The 13,460-nt window shown below is 70.1% G+C and carries 11 protein-coding genes and 1 riboswitch; of the genes, 4 read left to right on the top strand and 7 right to left on the bottom strand.

Annotated features, from left to right (window positions below; genetic code table 11):
• Positions 1 to 1,642 (top strand): ATP-binding SpoIIE family protein phosphatase (locus AC0699_RS17790; RefSeq protein ID WP_478660933.1); only part of this gene is annotated, 1,642 nt, incomplete at its 5' end.
• Between the two features lie 94 nt (positions 1,643 to 1,736).
• On the opposite strand, the gene groL is transcribed toward AC0699_RS17790, so the two are convergent.
• The 4 genes from groL to thrC form a co-directional block, all read right to left on the bottom strand.
• A complete protein-coding gene (gene groL / locus AC0699_RS17785) occupies positions 1,737 to 3,365 on the bottom strand; it encodes a chaperonin GroEL (RefSeq protein ID WP_453660468.1) in 1,629 nt (542 codons plus the stop codon).
• A gap of 303 nt (positions 3,366 to 3,668) precedes the next feature.
• Entirely contained in the window at positions 3,669 to 3,872 is a 204-nt protein-coding gene (locus AC0699_RS17780; protein WP_009339379.1) for a cold-shock protein, read from the bottom strand.
• A 541-nt stretch (positions 3,873 to 4,413) separates the two neighbouring features.
• Positions 4,414 to 4,689, bottom strand: a complete 276-nt coding sequence (locus tag AC0699_RS17775; RefSeq protein WP_469766928.1) for a MoaD/ThiS family protein — start codon at positions 4,687 to 4,689, stop codon at positions 4,414 to 4,416.
• Positions 4,686 to 5,972, bottom strand: coding sequence for a threonine synthase (gene thrC / locus AC0699_RS17770; RefSeq protein WP_478660927.1), 1,287 nt, complete (start codon positions 5,970 to 5,972; stop codon positions 4,686 to 4,688). The genes AC0699_RS17775 and thrC overlap by 4 nt, the downstream gene beginning before the upstream one ends.
• A gap of 17 nt (positions 5,973 to 5,989) precedes the next feature.
• A riboswitch (SAM riboswitch) is annotated at positions 5,990 to 6,145 on the bottom strand.
• Positions 6,146 to 6,262: 117 nt separating this feature from the next.
• On the opposite strand from thrC, the gene AC0699_RS17765 reads away from it, so the two are divergent.
• The 3 genes from AC0699_RS17765 (at position 6,263) to AC0699_RS17755 (ending at position 10,856) form a co-directional block, all read left to right on the top strand.
• Positions 6,263 to 7,258 (top strand): glucosyl-3-phosphoglycerate synthase, encoded by a 996-nt coding sequence (locus AC0699_RS17765; protein ID WP_478660924.1) that lies wholly within the window; start codon positions 6,263 to 6,265, stop codon positions 7,256 to 7,258.
• 82 nt (positions 7,259 to 7,340) lie between these two features.
• The gene (locus AC0699_RS17760; RefSeq protein ID WP_478660921.1) at positions 7,341 to 9,263 is read left to right on the top strand and encodes a DUF7927 domain-containing protein; all 1,923 of its coding nucleotides are present in this window, start codon (positions 7,341 to 7,343) and stop codon (positions 9,261 to 9,263) included.
• Positions 9,264 to 9,344: 81 nt separating this feature from the next.
• On the top strand, positions 9,345 to 10,856 hold the full coding sequence (locus tag AC0699_RS17755) for an alpha,alpha-trehalose-phosphate synthase (UDP-forming) (protein ID WP_478660919.1): 1,512 nt from the start codon (positions 9,345 to 9,347) through the stop codon (positions 10,854 to 10,856).
• Here AC0699_RS17755 and otsB read toward each other — a convergent pair.
• The 3 genes from otsB to AC0699_RS17740 all read right to left on the bottom strand — a co-directional run bounded on the left by otsB (position 10,794) and on the right by AC0699_RS17740 (position 13,239).
• Positions 10,794 to 11,645 (bottom strand): trehalose-phosphatase, encoded by an 852-nt coding sequence (gene otsB / locus AC0699_RS17750; protein WP_478660917.1) that lies wholly within the window; start codon positions 11,643 to 11,645, stop codon positions 10,794 to 10,796. The genes AC0699_RS17755 and otsB overlap by 63 nt on opposite strands.
• Before the next feature lie 66 nt (positions 11,646 to 11,711).
• On the bottom strand, positions 11,712 to 11,972 hold the full coding sequence (locus AC0699_RS17745; RefSeq protein WP_469766922.1) for a DUF3263 domain-containing protein: 261 nt from the start codon (positions 11,970 to 11,972) through the stop codon (positions 11,712 to 11,714).
• A gap of 46 nt (positions 11,973 to 12,018) precedes the next feature.
• The gene (locus AC0699_RS17740) at positions 12,019 to 13,239 is read right to left on the bottom strand and encodes an extracellular solute-binding protein (RefSeq protein ID WP_478660915.1); all 1,221 of its coding nucleotides are present in this window, start codon (positions 13,237 to 13,239) and stop codon (positions 12,019 to 12,021) included.
• Positions 13,240 to 13,460: the final 221 nt, after the last annotated feature.

Here is a 13,460-nt window from a genome sequence, read left to right as displayed (position 1 = left end):
ATTCCCCGTCGAGATCAGCCTCAGCCCCCTCGAAACCACCGACGGACTCCTCGTCTCCGCCGCCGTACGCGACGTCAGCGAACGCAAAGCCGCCGAAGAGCGGTTCCGGGGACTGCTGGAGGCCGCACCCGACGCCATGGTGATCGTCGACGACGCCGGCACCATCCGCCTCGTCAACGCCCAGGCCGAAGCCCTCTTCGGCTACCGCCGCGAAGAACTCCTCGGCCGCCCCGTCGAGATCCTCGTACCCGGACGCTTCCGCGAACACCACGCCCACCACCGCAACGGCTACACCCAGAACCGCCAGGTCCGCCCCATGGGAGCCGGACTCGAACTCCACGGCCTGCGCAAGAACGGCACCGAATTCCCCGTCGAGATCAGCCTCAGCCCCCTCGAAACCACCGACGGACTCCTCGTCTCCGCCGCCGTACGCGACGTCAGCGAACGCAAAGCCGCCGAGGCCCAGCTCACCGCCCTGTACGAGCAGCAGCGGCATGTCGCCCTCACCCTTCAGCGCAGTCTCATGGGCACCCCACCGGCCGTTCCCGGGCTGAACACGGCCAGCCGCTATCTGCCCGCCACCCAGGGCGCGGGGGTCGGGGGTGACTGGTTCGACCTCGTACCGCTGGGCGCCGGGCGGGTCGGCATCCTCATCGGAGACGTCATGGGACGCGGTCTGGAGGCTGCCGCCATCATGGGGCAGCTGCGCTCCGCGGCCCACGCCCTCGCCATGACCGGCATGCAGCCGCGCCAGCTGATGCAGTCGCTCGATGCGATCGTCGCCGAACTCGACGGCCCCGACCAGCTGGTGACCTGCTGCTATCTGATCGTGGCCCCGGACGCGGGCGAGGTGACGGTGTGCTCCGCCGGGCATCTGCCGGCCCTGGTCGCCTCACCGGGCGAGAAGGCGCGGCCCCTCGATGCGCCGGTGAGCGTGCCGCTGGGTGTCGGGGACCATCTGCACCAGCAGACCACCCTGGCCGTGGCGCCCGGATCCACTCTCCTCCTCTTCACCGACGGGCTCATAGAGACCCCGCAAGGCGACATCGAGGAGCAACTCGACGCGCTCATGGCGGCGCTCGACGCCGCCTTCGTCGCAGTACCGGAGGAGTCCGCCGCCGCGCCGGACCTGGAGTCGGCCGTGGACCGCGTACTGGAGTCCGTCCTTCCCACGACCGATCATCATCACGACGATGTGACGCTGCTTCTTGCGCAGCTCCCCGCCGCGCCGCTGGCCATGGCTGCGACGGATCTGGCGGCGACCCCGGCCTCGGTGTCGGAGGCGCGGTCGTTCGTCGGCAAGTCCCTCATCTCCTGGGACTGCGCCCAACTCGCCGACGACGCACAGCTGCTGGTGTCCGAGGTGGTCACGAACGCCATTCAGCACGGGCAGGGACCGGTTCGCCTGCGTATGCGGCGCACCAACGCCGAGCTCACCGTCGAGGTGAGCGACCACAGCCACCATCCGCCCCAGCCGCGGCTGGCCGCCGACGACGACGAGTCGGGCCGTGGACTGATCCTCGTCGACACCCTGGCCAGCAGCTGGGGCGTGCGCCCCACGGACGACGGAAAGACCACGTGGTTCTCGCTGCCGCTGCAGGCGTGTGCGCCGCAATCGGTACGGATGGCCGTCCGCTCCTAGGGGAGAGGCTCGGGGCAAACGCCCGAGGGCGGCACCCCCCTGGGAGTGGGGGTGCCGCCCTCGGTCTCAGGACGGTTGATCAACCAGAGGTCGATCAGAAGTCCATGTCACCGCCCGGCATGCCGCCCGGAGCGGCCGCGGCGGCCTTCTCCGGCTTGTCGGCGATGACGGCCTCGGTGGTGAGGAACAGCGCGGCGATGGAGGCCGCGTTCTGCAGCGCGGAGCGCGTCACCTTCGCCGGGTCGATGATGCCTTCGGCGATCAGGTCGACGTACTCGTTGGTCGCGGCGTTGAGGCCGTGACCGGTCGGCAGGTTGCGGACCTTCTCCGCCACGACGCCGCCCTCGAGGCCGGCGTTGATCGCGATCTGCTTCAGCGGGGCCTCCAGGGCCAGCTTCACGATCGCGGCACCCGTGGCCTCGTCGCCCGTCAGGTCGAGCTCGAGCTTCTCGAAGACCGAGGAGGCCTGCAGCAGGGCCACGCCACCACCGGCGACGATGCCCTCCTCGACGGCCGCCTTCGCGTTGCGAACGGCGTCCTCGATGCGGTGCTTGCGCTCCTTGAGCTCGACCTCGGTCGCGGCGCCGGCCTTGATGACGGCCACGCCGCCGGCCAGCTTCGCGAGGCGCTCCTGGAGCTTCTCGCGGTCGTAGTCCGAGTCGCTGTTCTCGATCTCGGCGCGGATCTGGTTGACCCGGCCGGCGACCTGGTCGCTGTCACCGGCACCGTCGACGATGGTGGTCTCGTCCTTGGTGATGACGACCTTGCGGGCGCGGCCCAGCAGGTCCAGGCCGGCGTTCTCCAGCTTGAGGCCGACCTCCTCGGAGATGACCGTGCCACCGGTGAGGATGGCGATGTCGCCGAGCATGGCCTTGCGGCGGTCACCGAAGCCCGGGGCCTTGACGGCAACGGACTTGAAGGTGCCACGGATCTTGTTGACGACCAGGGTCGACAGGGCCTCGCCCTCGACGTCCTCGGCGATGATCAGCAGCGGCTTGCCCGACTGCATGACCTTCTCCAGCAGCGGGAGCAGGTCCTTCACCGAGGAGATCTTGGAGTTGACGATCAGGATGTACGGGTCGTCCAGGGACGCCTCCATACGCTCCATGTCGGTGGCGAAGTACGCCGAGATGTAGCCCTTGTCGAAGCGCATACCCTCGGTGAGCTCCAGCTCCAGACCGAAGGTCTGGGACTCCTCGACGGTGATGACGCCTTCCTTGCCGACCTTGTCCATCGCCTCGGCGATGAGCTCGCCGATCTGGGTGTCGGCGGCGGAGATGGAGGCGGTGGAGGCGATCTGCTCCTTCGTCTCCACGTCCTTGGCCTGCTCGAGCAGGGCGCCGGAGACGGCCTCGACGGCCTTCTCGATGCCGCGCTTCAGAGCCATGGGGTTGGCGCCGGCCGCCACGTTGCGCAGGCCCTCGCGGACGAGCGCCTGGGCGAGAACGGTCGCGGTGGTCGTACCGTCACCGGCGACGTCGTCCGTCTTCTTGGCGACTTCCTTGACCAGCTCGGCGCCGATCTTCTCGTACGGGTCCTCGAGCTCGATCTCCTTGGCGATGGAAACACCATCGTTGGTGATCGTGGGGGCGCCCCACTTCTTCTCGAGGACGACGTTCCGGCCCTTGGGGCCAAGGGTGACCTTGACGGCGTCGGCGAGCTGGTTCATCCCGCGCTCGAGACCGCGCCGTGCCTCCTCGTCGAACGCGATGATCTTGGCCATGTGAAGTGGTCCTCCCGGACTGGGGTGGATTTCTCCGGACCGCGCTCGGCGCCCGCGACGGACGGCCTGCATGCCTTGTGGTTCCTTGCCCCACCTGGCCTGCGGACCTCACCGACCCGGTCCATAGTTGTCACTCTCACTCGTAGAGTGCTAACGCCAATGATTAGCACTCGCCCCCGTCGAGTGCAAGCGGCTCTCGCGGATCGCGGAGGGTGACAGGCACACGGACCCCGACACGCCGGAGGGCCCGTACCCAGTCATGGGTACGGGCCCTCCGTCACGTTGCTGCAGTCGGTCGGCGCTTCAGCCGGCCAAACGGACCATGTCCGCCTGCGGCCCCTTCTGACCCTGCGAGATCTCGAACTCGACCCGCTGGCCCTCCTCCAGGGTGCGGTAACCGTCCATCTGGATCGCGCTGTAGTGGACGAAAACATCCGCACCACCGTCGACCGCGATGAAGCCGTACCCCTTCTCCGCGTTGAACCACTTGACGGTGCCCTGAGCCATGCCTAACTCCCCTATTACTGGCCCTTGCACAGGACCGCACTTCGCGGACCCGGGTCAGACCTCGCCCACTGACAGGTGTGAGCGTGCGCCGGAACGCGTCGACCGCGGCTGAATGTATCTGTCCAACTGCCGTCTGCAACAGGTCAATCGGACGAGAATTCTGGGCAGGGCCGAAAGGACGATCCCCATGAATTCACTGGTTTCCCGGGCAAGTCGGGCCCACCAAAGCACGCATATGCCGCATCGAAGTCGAACACTTTGGCTGCTTCTTGTCGCGCGCGGGCGCATTCTCATATGCGTCTGGCACAAGCAGTGGAGGGGACTTCCCAACTCTACCGCGCTCAACCATGCAGAATTGCCCCCTCCGCTTAGCTTGCGGAGGGGGCAATTCTGTTAACACTGCGTGGCGATCACGGCTCCGGCACCGCGCCCGACGGTCAGCCTCCGGGAGACTTCCGGACGGTCAGCCTCCGGCACTGTGCTGGATGGTCAGCCTCCGGCACTGTGCTGGTTGGTCAGCCTCCGGCACTGTGCTGGTTGGTCAGCCTCCGGCGACGGCCGGGATGATCGAGACGCCCGCGCCGTCCGGCGTGGCCGTCTCCAGGCCCTGCTCGAAGCGGACGTCGTCGTCGTTGACGTACACGTTCACGAAACGGCGCAGCTTGCCCTGGTCGTCCAGGACCCGCGCCGCGATGCCCGCGTGGTTCTTCTCCAGGTCGGCGATGACTTCGGCGAGGGTCGCGCCCTCCGCCGGGACCTCGGCCTGGCCACCGGTGTAGGTGCGGAGGATGGTGGGGATGCGGACGTTGACGCTCATGCGAGGCCAGCCTCTCGGAAAGAGTCCAGGTTGGGGCGGATGACAGCGGACATACCCGTCGTGGGGGCCACCGCGTCGAGGGTCTTCAGGCCGTCACCCGTGTTGACGACGACCGTGGTGAGGGACGGGTCGATGACGCCTGCCTCGATCAGCTTCTTCGCCACGCCGAGCGTCGTGCCGCCGGCGGTCTCCGTGAAGATGCCCTCCGTGCGGGCCAGCAGCTTGATCGCGTCCACGATCTGCTCGTCGGTGACGTCCTCGACGGCTCCGCCGGTGCGCCGGCAGATGTCCAGGACGTACGGGCCGTCGGCCGGGTTGCCGATCGCCAGGGACTTCGCGATGGTGTCGGGCTTCTGCGGCTTGACCACGTCGTGGCCGGCCTTGAAGGCCACGGACACCGGGGAGCAGCCCTCGGCCTGGGCGCCGAAGATCTTGTAGGGCTTGTCCTCGACGAGGCCCAGCTTGATCAGCTCCTGCAGGCCCTTGTCGATCTTGGTGAGCTGGGAGCCGGAGGCGATGGGGATGACGATCTGGTCGGGGATCCGCCAGCCGAGCTGCTCGCAGATCTCGTACGCGAGCGTCTTCGACCCCTCGCCGTAGTACGGACGCAGATTGACGTTGACGAAGCCCCAGCCCTCGCCCGCCGGGTCGCCGATGAGCTCGGAGCAGAAGCGGTTGACGTCGTCGTAGTTGCCCTCGATACCGACGAGCTCCCCGCCGTAGACCGCGGCCATGATGACCTTGCCCTGCTCCAGGTCGTGCGGGATGAACACGCAGGAGCGGAAGCCGGCCCGGGCCGCGGCGGCGCCGACCGCACCCGCCAGGTTGCCGGTGGAGGAGCAGGAGAGCGTGGTGAAGCCGAAGGCGCGGGCGGCCTCCAGGGCCTGGGCGACGACCCGGTCCTTGAAGGAGTGGGTCGGGTTGCCGGAGTCGTCCTTGACGAAGAGCTTGCCGGTGTCGACGCCCAGCTCGCGGGCGAGGTTGTCGGCCTTGACGAGCTTGGTCCAGCCCGGGTTCAGGTTCGGCTTGCTCGCCACGTCGGCGGGGACGGGGAGCAGCGGCGCATAGCGCCAGATGTTCTCGGGACCGTTCTCGATCCGCTTGCGCAGGGCTTCCGGGTCGCCGCTCGGCAGGTCGTACGCGACTTCGAGCGGCCCGAAACAGATCTCGCAGGCGAAGATCGGGCCGAGCGCGAACCGCTCGCCGCATTCGCGGCAGGAGAGCCCGGAGGCGGGGCCGAGATCAACAGAGTGGGTGGTGGTGGCAACGGTCTGCACAGCCATGGAGGCGAGGCCCTTTCTCCTCATCTTCCTCGCGGCGCATCTCGCCACGAGACGGAATTGGCACCTTCCCTAGCCGGGGCCTCGCGCGAGTGTCGTATGACGTGCGACGAGAACCGGCTGGAGGGTTGCCGGGGCTTCAACGGGCCGTGTCCCTCTGCCCCTCTGGATGAGCGGTATTCGATTGTTCGCGAGAGGACCCCCGACATGCGACGGCCGTTCGCGTTGTTCAAGACTGTAACCGAACCCCCGGACGCTTGAGATGGTCGTCCGATCCGCGAGATGGAGATCAAGTGCTGGAAGAGGTGGAGCGCTGGCTGGCCCGGCGGTCCTGGTCGGTGGCGGACCGCCCCTTGGACCAGCTGCTGGCCGCCAAGAAGAGCATCACGGTCAGCGTGGTGCTCCCTGCTCTGAACGAGGAGCCGACGGTCGGGGAGATCGTCGCCGTGATCCGGCGCGAGCTGATGTCGGAGGCGGTCCCGCTCGTGGACGAGCTGGTGGTCGTCGACTCGGGGTCGACGGACCGTACCGCCGAGGTGGCCGCGGCGGCCGGGGCGCGCGTGGTGCACCGGGACGCGATACTCCCGCGCATACCGGCGCTGCCCGGCAAGGGCGAGGTGCTGTGGCGCTCGCTGCTGGTGACCGGCGGCGACATCGTCTGCTTCGTGGACGCGGACCTGAGGGAGTTCTCCGCGGACTTCGTCTCCGGGATCGTCGGCCCGCTGCTGACCGAGCCGGACGTGCAGTTCGTGAAGGCGATGTACGAGCGGCCGCTCGGGACCACCGATGCCGACGCGCTCGCCTCCGGCAGGACCGGGCAGGGCGGCCGGGTGACGGAGCTGGTGGCGCGTCCGCTGCTCAATCTGCACTGGCCACAGCTGGCCGGGTTCGTCCAGCCGCTCGGCGGTGAGTACGCGGCGCGGCGCTCGCTGCTGGAGCGGCTGCCGTTCCCGGTGGGGTACGGGGTGGAGCTCGGGCTGCTGGTGGACGCGCTGCACACGGTGGGCCTGGACGCGCTGGCGCAGGTGGACGTGGGCGTACGGCTGCACCGGCACCAGGACAGCCAGGCGCTGGGCCGGATGGCGGCGGCGATCTACCGTACGGCCCAACTGCGGCTGTCCCGGGGCCACCTGGTGCGTCCGGCGCTGACCCAGTTCGAGCGCGGCGAGGACGGGTTCGTACCGCGGACCCATCCGGTGGACACCGAGGAGCGGCCGCCGATGATGGAAATCCCCGAGTACGCGGAGTATGCGAAGCGGGCCGGGCGGCGTAACACGGGCGCGGCGTAGCCGGCACAGTCGGTCGTATTGTCTAAATTTCGCATTTATGGGCTGTACGAGACTCATGGGCGCTTGGCGCCAGAACTCCAGGTTGCCCCGTTTCGTCGGGGCCCTGACGGTCATCGCGGCCGTCACCACCGTCTCGACCGGAATGGCCGGGCCGACCGCTCCGCTCTCCCCCGGCCGGGCCGTCACCGACAGCGGTTCCTCCTTCGAGAAGCGCTACGAAGCCTCGCTGTACGGCGACTTCACCACCATCGGCAACACCGTGCTCGGCTGTCCGGAGGCACCCGGCGACATGGCCGCCCGGTGCGCGCTCGCCGCCGCCGGGCAGAACGAGGACGGCAACAGCAGCTTCGACCTGCGGCGGCTCAACACCGCCGGGATGTCGCCCGACCACGGTTCGAGCACCGGCCAGGTCCGCATCCCGCCGGGTGCGCGCGTCGTGTACGCGCGGCTGTTCTGGGGCGGCAACGACGGTACGTACCGCACCGCGGGGGGTGCCACACTGGCGCGCTGCGAGGGCTCGGGCGCCGACGCCGCCCTGTCGCCCGGCGACCCGCTCGACTCCACGCCCTCGATCGGCGTCAACGATGCCCATGCGGTCGAGGTCGACGCCGAGCACCTGGTCAGGGACCCGGACTCGATCCGTGGAGCGCACTACTACAGCGGCGAGGCCGACGTCACCGACGCCTTCGCCGGCATCACCGGATCGAGTGACCCGCTGCCGGTCGCGGTCGGCGGCATCTGGGCCCCGGCCGGCCGGGGCTGTGCCGCGGGCTGGTCGCTCACCGTCGTCCACGCGTACGACGCCCCGAACGAGGAGCACGCCCCGGAGCGGCGCAACGTCTACGTCTACGGCGGCCACGCCCTGCAGCGCTCCGCCTCGCCCGCCACCACCGTCCCGGTGAAAGGCTTCTACCGGTCCGGTGGCCAGGTCCGCGCGTCCGTCACGGCGTACGGCGGCGACTGGGGCACCACGGGCGACCGCTTCCGTGTCGGCGGCCGGTACGTGACCGAGAAGGACACCGGGAGCAACGGCAACTTCTTCGCGGGCACCGCCGACGGCGCCGTGGCCCCGCACCTGCGCAACAACCTGAGCATCGACGCGAAGGAGTTCGACGTCCCGGAGGGCGCGATCGCGCCCGGCGCCACGTCCACCACGCTCGCCTTCGCAACGGACGACGACGCGTATGTGCCGTCGGCCCTCGCCCTGTCCGTGCCGGTGCCCGAGCTGGCGATCACGAAGACGGCGTCGGCGAAGACGGCCGGTCCCGGGGACACCGTGACGTTCACCGTCACCGCGAAGAACACCGGCAAGCGCAATTACCGGAACGCCAGGTTCACCGACGATCTCACCGGCGCCCTCGACGACGCCTCCTACGACGGCGACGGCAGGGCGACCCTCGGGAAGGTCGCCTACGAGGAGCCCGAGCTCTCGTTCACCGGCGACATCCCGGCCGGGAAGACGGCGACCGTGACGTACTCGGTCACCGTCGACGCCGAGGTGGGCGGGGACGGCAGGCTCGGCAGCAGCGTCACGGCGGACTCGCCGCGGTCCAACTGCGACGAGGGCAGCACCGACACGAAGTGCGCGGTGGCACCCGTGGTCAGCGGGGCGCCGAGGCCGGCGCCACTGGCCGGCCCGGGCCAGGAGGAGGAACAGGGCGAGGCGCAGGACCAAGGAGACGAGCAGGGACAGGGCGACGGGCGGGAGAAGGCCATGGGCGCCGCCGCCCCGGACCGGCGCGGCTCAGCCCCGGGCCTGCGGCAGCAGGACGAGCCGGGGGCCGGTCGGCAGGCTTCCGGAGCACCGGCGGCCCCTGACGCCTCTGGCACCTCTGACGCTCCTGGCACCTCTGACGCCTCTGACAACGGCGCCGCCGGCAGCCGCGGCGAAATGGCGGAAACCGGCCACAACAGCGAGCGGCTGTGGCTGCTCGGCGGAGTCGCGCTGGCGCTCGCCGCGGCAGGAGCCATCGCACTCGCCGCGACCCGCGGCCGAGGCAACTGAACGAGTGACCGTGTGGCCGGACTCCGCCGACGGAGTCCGGCCGCACGTTTGAGCGGATACGTGACGGGCTAGGTTCGCGACATGGTCTCCGAGCACTCCGTCTCCGAGCACGCCGCCCACGTACTCGTCGCCTCCAACCGCGGCCCCGTCTCGTACGCCTTCCGCGAGGACGGCACGCTCGACGCCCGGCGCGGCGGCGGCGGGCTGGTCTCCGGCCTGTCGGCGATCGGCCCCGACGCGGGCGCCCTGTGGGTGTGCGCGGCGCTCGGCGACGGCGACCGCGAGGCGGTGCGACGCGGCGTGGGCGAGCCGGGCGTCCGGATGCTCGACATCGACCCGGACATCCACGCGGACGCGTACAACGGCATCGCGAACTCGGTGCTGTGGTTCGTGAACCACATGCTGTACCAGACCCCGCTGGAGCCGGTCTTCGACACGGAGTTCCGGCGGCAGTGGGTCGCGTACCGCACGTACAACCGCGCCTTCGCGGAGGTGCTGGCGGCGGAGGCGGCGCCCGGGGCTGTCGTGCTGATCCAGGACTACCACCTGGCGCTCACGCCGGGGATGCTCCGCGAGCACCGCCCCGACCTGCGGATCGGGCACTTCTCGCATACGCCGTGGGCACCGCCGGAGTACTTCCGGATGCTGCCGGACGACATCGCGGAGGAGCTGCTCCTGGGAATGCTGGGCGCGGACCGGCTGGGGTTCCTGACCTCCCGGTGGGCGCAGACGTTCATGCGGACCTGCCCTTCGGTGCTGGGCCCGTACGACGTGGTGCCGTCCTGGCCGAAGGACCAGGCGCCCAGTGTCACGGTCCGCGGCCCGGGGCCCGCCCGCGGACGGACGTGGATCGGGGTGCACGGGCTGGGCGCGGACGCCGAGTTCCTGCGGCGCCGCTCGCACGAGCCGGACGTCACGGAACGGATGGCCGCCCTGCGCGAGCAGATCGGCCCGGGACGGAAGACGATCGTCCGGGTGGACCGGACCGAGCTGTCCAAGAACATCGTGCGCGGGCTGCTGGCCTACCGGACGCTGCTCGACGAACACCCGGAGTGGTGTGAGCGGGTGGTGCACGTCGCGTTCGCGTATCCGTCGCGTCAGGACCTCGCCGTCTACCGCGACTACACGGCGGAGGTCTCCCGGGTCGCCGAGGAGATCAACGCCCAGTACGGCACGTCCGGCTGGACGCCGGTCGTCCTGCACGTCAAGGACGACTTCGCGCGCTCGCTGGCCGCGTACCGGATCGCGGACGTCGCCCTCGTCAACCCGATCCGGGACGGGATGAACCTGGTCGCCAAGGAGATCCCGGTCGTCTCGGACGCGGGGTGCGCGCTGGTGCTGTCGCGGGAGGCCGGGGCGTACGAGGAGCTGCACGAGGAGGCGATCGCCGTGAACCCGTTCGACGTCACGGGCACGGCCGCCGCGCTGCACCAGGCGCTGACGATGCCGGACGGCGAACGGGCCGAGCGCACCAAGCGGCTGGCCGCCGCGGCGACCGCGCTGCCGCCGCAGCAGTGGTTCCTCGACCAGCTACACGCGCTGCAGGCGCTCGGCGAGGGCGGCGAGGAAGCCGACGACTTCGCCGGGTCCTGACAGCAGCAGATCGGCGCGCTCGGCCAGCTCCGGCACCTCCGTGCTGCCGCTGCACACGAGCAGACCGGGCACCCCGTCCGAGCGGAGCTTCTCCACGGTGGCGAAGGCGGCGAGGTCGCCGAGGTCGTCGCCCGCGTAGAGGACGGCTCCGGCGTTCGTCTCGCGTACGTAGTCGGCGAGCGCGATGCCCTTGTCGGTGCCGGGCGGGCGCAGTTCCAGGACCAGCCGGCCCGGCTCCACGATCAGCCCGTTGCGGGCGGCCAGCTCGGTGATCGGCCCGCGCAGCGCCTCGAACGCGGCCTGCGGGTCGGCCGCGCGCCGCGTGTGCACGGCGACCGCGCGCCCTTTCTCCTCGATCCAGGTGCCCTGCCAGGCCCCGATCTCATCGAGGAACCCCGGCAGCTCGGCCCGTACGGCCGCGACGCCCGGGTGCGGGGCGGAGGCGTGGACGGTGCCGCTGACGGCGTCCCACCGCTCGGCCCCGTAATGCCCGAGCACCACGAGATGCTCCAGCTCGTCGACCCCGGCGAAACCTCCGTACCGCACGGCGACCCCCGCCGGCCGTCCGGTCACCACGGCGACGGACCGGACGCACGGCGCGAGTGCGGCCAGCGCCGGCACGGCACCCGGGTGCGCCCTGGCCTGCTCCGGGTCCGGCACGATCTCGGCCAGTGTCCCGTCGAAGTCCAGCGCGACCACGCTGTCCTGCGGTCGTCCGAGAATCGCGGCGAGCCCGTCGCGCCCGGCGGGTGTGGTCGGCTCCGGCAGTGCGTCCGAGTAGCTGCCCATGCCCCGACCCTATCGACGCGCTCCCCGCTCAGCTACGGCGCGCGCCATCGCCTTTCGCGCTGCGCGTCATCGCCTTTCGCGCTGCCCGTCACGGACGCGGCGCAGGCGGTTGACCGTCACCGGGTCGTGGGCCAGCGCGCGCGGGTCGTCCAGGAGGGCGTTCAGGAGCTGGTAGTAGCGGGTCGGGGAGATGCCCAGGTCTTCCCGTATCGCCCGCTCCTTCGCGCCCGGCCCGGGCCAGGAGGCGCGCTCGACGGCGAGGACGGCGCGGTCCCGGTCGGAGAGGTCCGGGCCGGAGGGGTCCCGGCCGGAGAGGTCGTCGGTCATATCAGCAACATAATGGGCCGTCCGGACAGTGCGACGGCCCTGGCGGCTACTCGTCCGCCTCGGCCTGGGCCGCGTCGTTCGCGATCCTGCCCAGCACCGCCGACGGCTCGCCGCCGCGCTCGACGGCCTTGCCGATGTTCTGCTTCACGCTGGCGCTGACCTTCGCCCACGACATCTCACCGGACGGATACAGCTCCGAGGACGGCAGCGCCTCCAGGAACGGCCGCAGGTCCTGGTGCCTGTCGTCCGCCGCCATCTCCTCGCTCGCGCTGACCGTGACCGGCAGGATGTCGTAGCGGTCCGAGAACTCCAGCACGTTCTTGTCGCTGTACGCGAAGTCGAGGAAGCGGCCGATCTCCTTGCGGTGACCGTTCTGCTTGAAGGCCATCATCCAGTCGGCCACGCCCATCGAGGCCCTGGACTTGCCCTCCTTGCCGGGCATCGGCACCATGCCGACCTTCACGCCCTTCGCCTCGGCCTGCTGCATGAGCGTCGGGTGGCCGTTGAGCATGCCGACCTCACCGCGCGTGAACGCCTCGAAGGCCTGCGCGCGGTCCAGCTTCCCCGGCGGGACCGGCCCGGTCAGCTTCGGGGTGACAAGGTTGTCCTTCAGCCAGGTGAAGGTCTTGATGTTGTCCTGGGAGTCGATCGCGTACGCGCCGCCGTTGTTGTTCCGGTAGCCGCCACCCCCGCTCAGCATCCAGATCATCGCCTCGGCCTGGGACTCCTCGGAGCCGAGCGGCAGTGCGAAGGGGTACTTCACCCCGCGCGCCTTCAGCTTCTCCGCCGCGCCGCGGAGCTCGTCCCAGCTGCCGGGCGCCTTGACGCCCGCGTCCGCGAAGAGCTTCTCGTTGAAGAACAGCAGGCGGGTGCTGGCCGCGAACGGCAGCCCGTACTGGACCCGGCCGGCCTGGCCGGCCGCGCTGAGCAGGGGCAGGAAGTTCGCCTGCGTGGGGATGGAGACCAGCTCGTCCGCGCGGTACAGCTTGCCCTGGTCCGCGTAGTCGGCGTACGCGCCGATCTGGGCGACGTCCGGCGCGTGGCCGTCGGCCACCATCTCGGCGACCTTCCGGTCGACGTCCTTCCATGAGTGGACGTCGACGTCGACCTTGATCCCGGGGTTCTCCGACTCGAACTCGCGGGCGAGGTCGTCCCAGTACTTCTGGGAGGAGTTGGCCGCGCTGTTGCCGTAGTCGGCGGCCACGAGCTTGAGGGTGACCTCGCCCGACGTGCCGGAGGTCCCGCACCCCGCCAGGACCGCTGTCATGCCGAATGCGACTCCTGCCGCGATCAGACCGAAGAAGCGCCGCTGCACGCTCTGTCCCCACCCTTGTTCTGCTGGCTCCGTTAAAGGTAGAGGTCTACACCACATGGCCGGAGATTGGAAAACACGACCGGTCACGCGGCTTTGTATGCGGGCGCAACAATCCGAGTAGTGGACTAGACCTTTCATGGGTCCACGCGCGAGACTGTACGCGTGAGACACGT

The sequence above is a fragment of the Streptomyces sp. NPDC043870 genome, from assembly GCF_056435785.1.
This window is presented reverse-complemented; position numbering and strand designations above follow the sequence as displayed.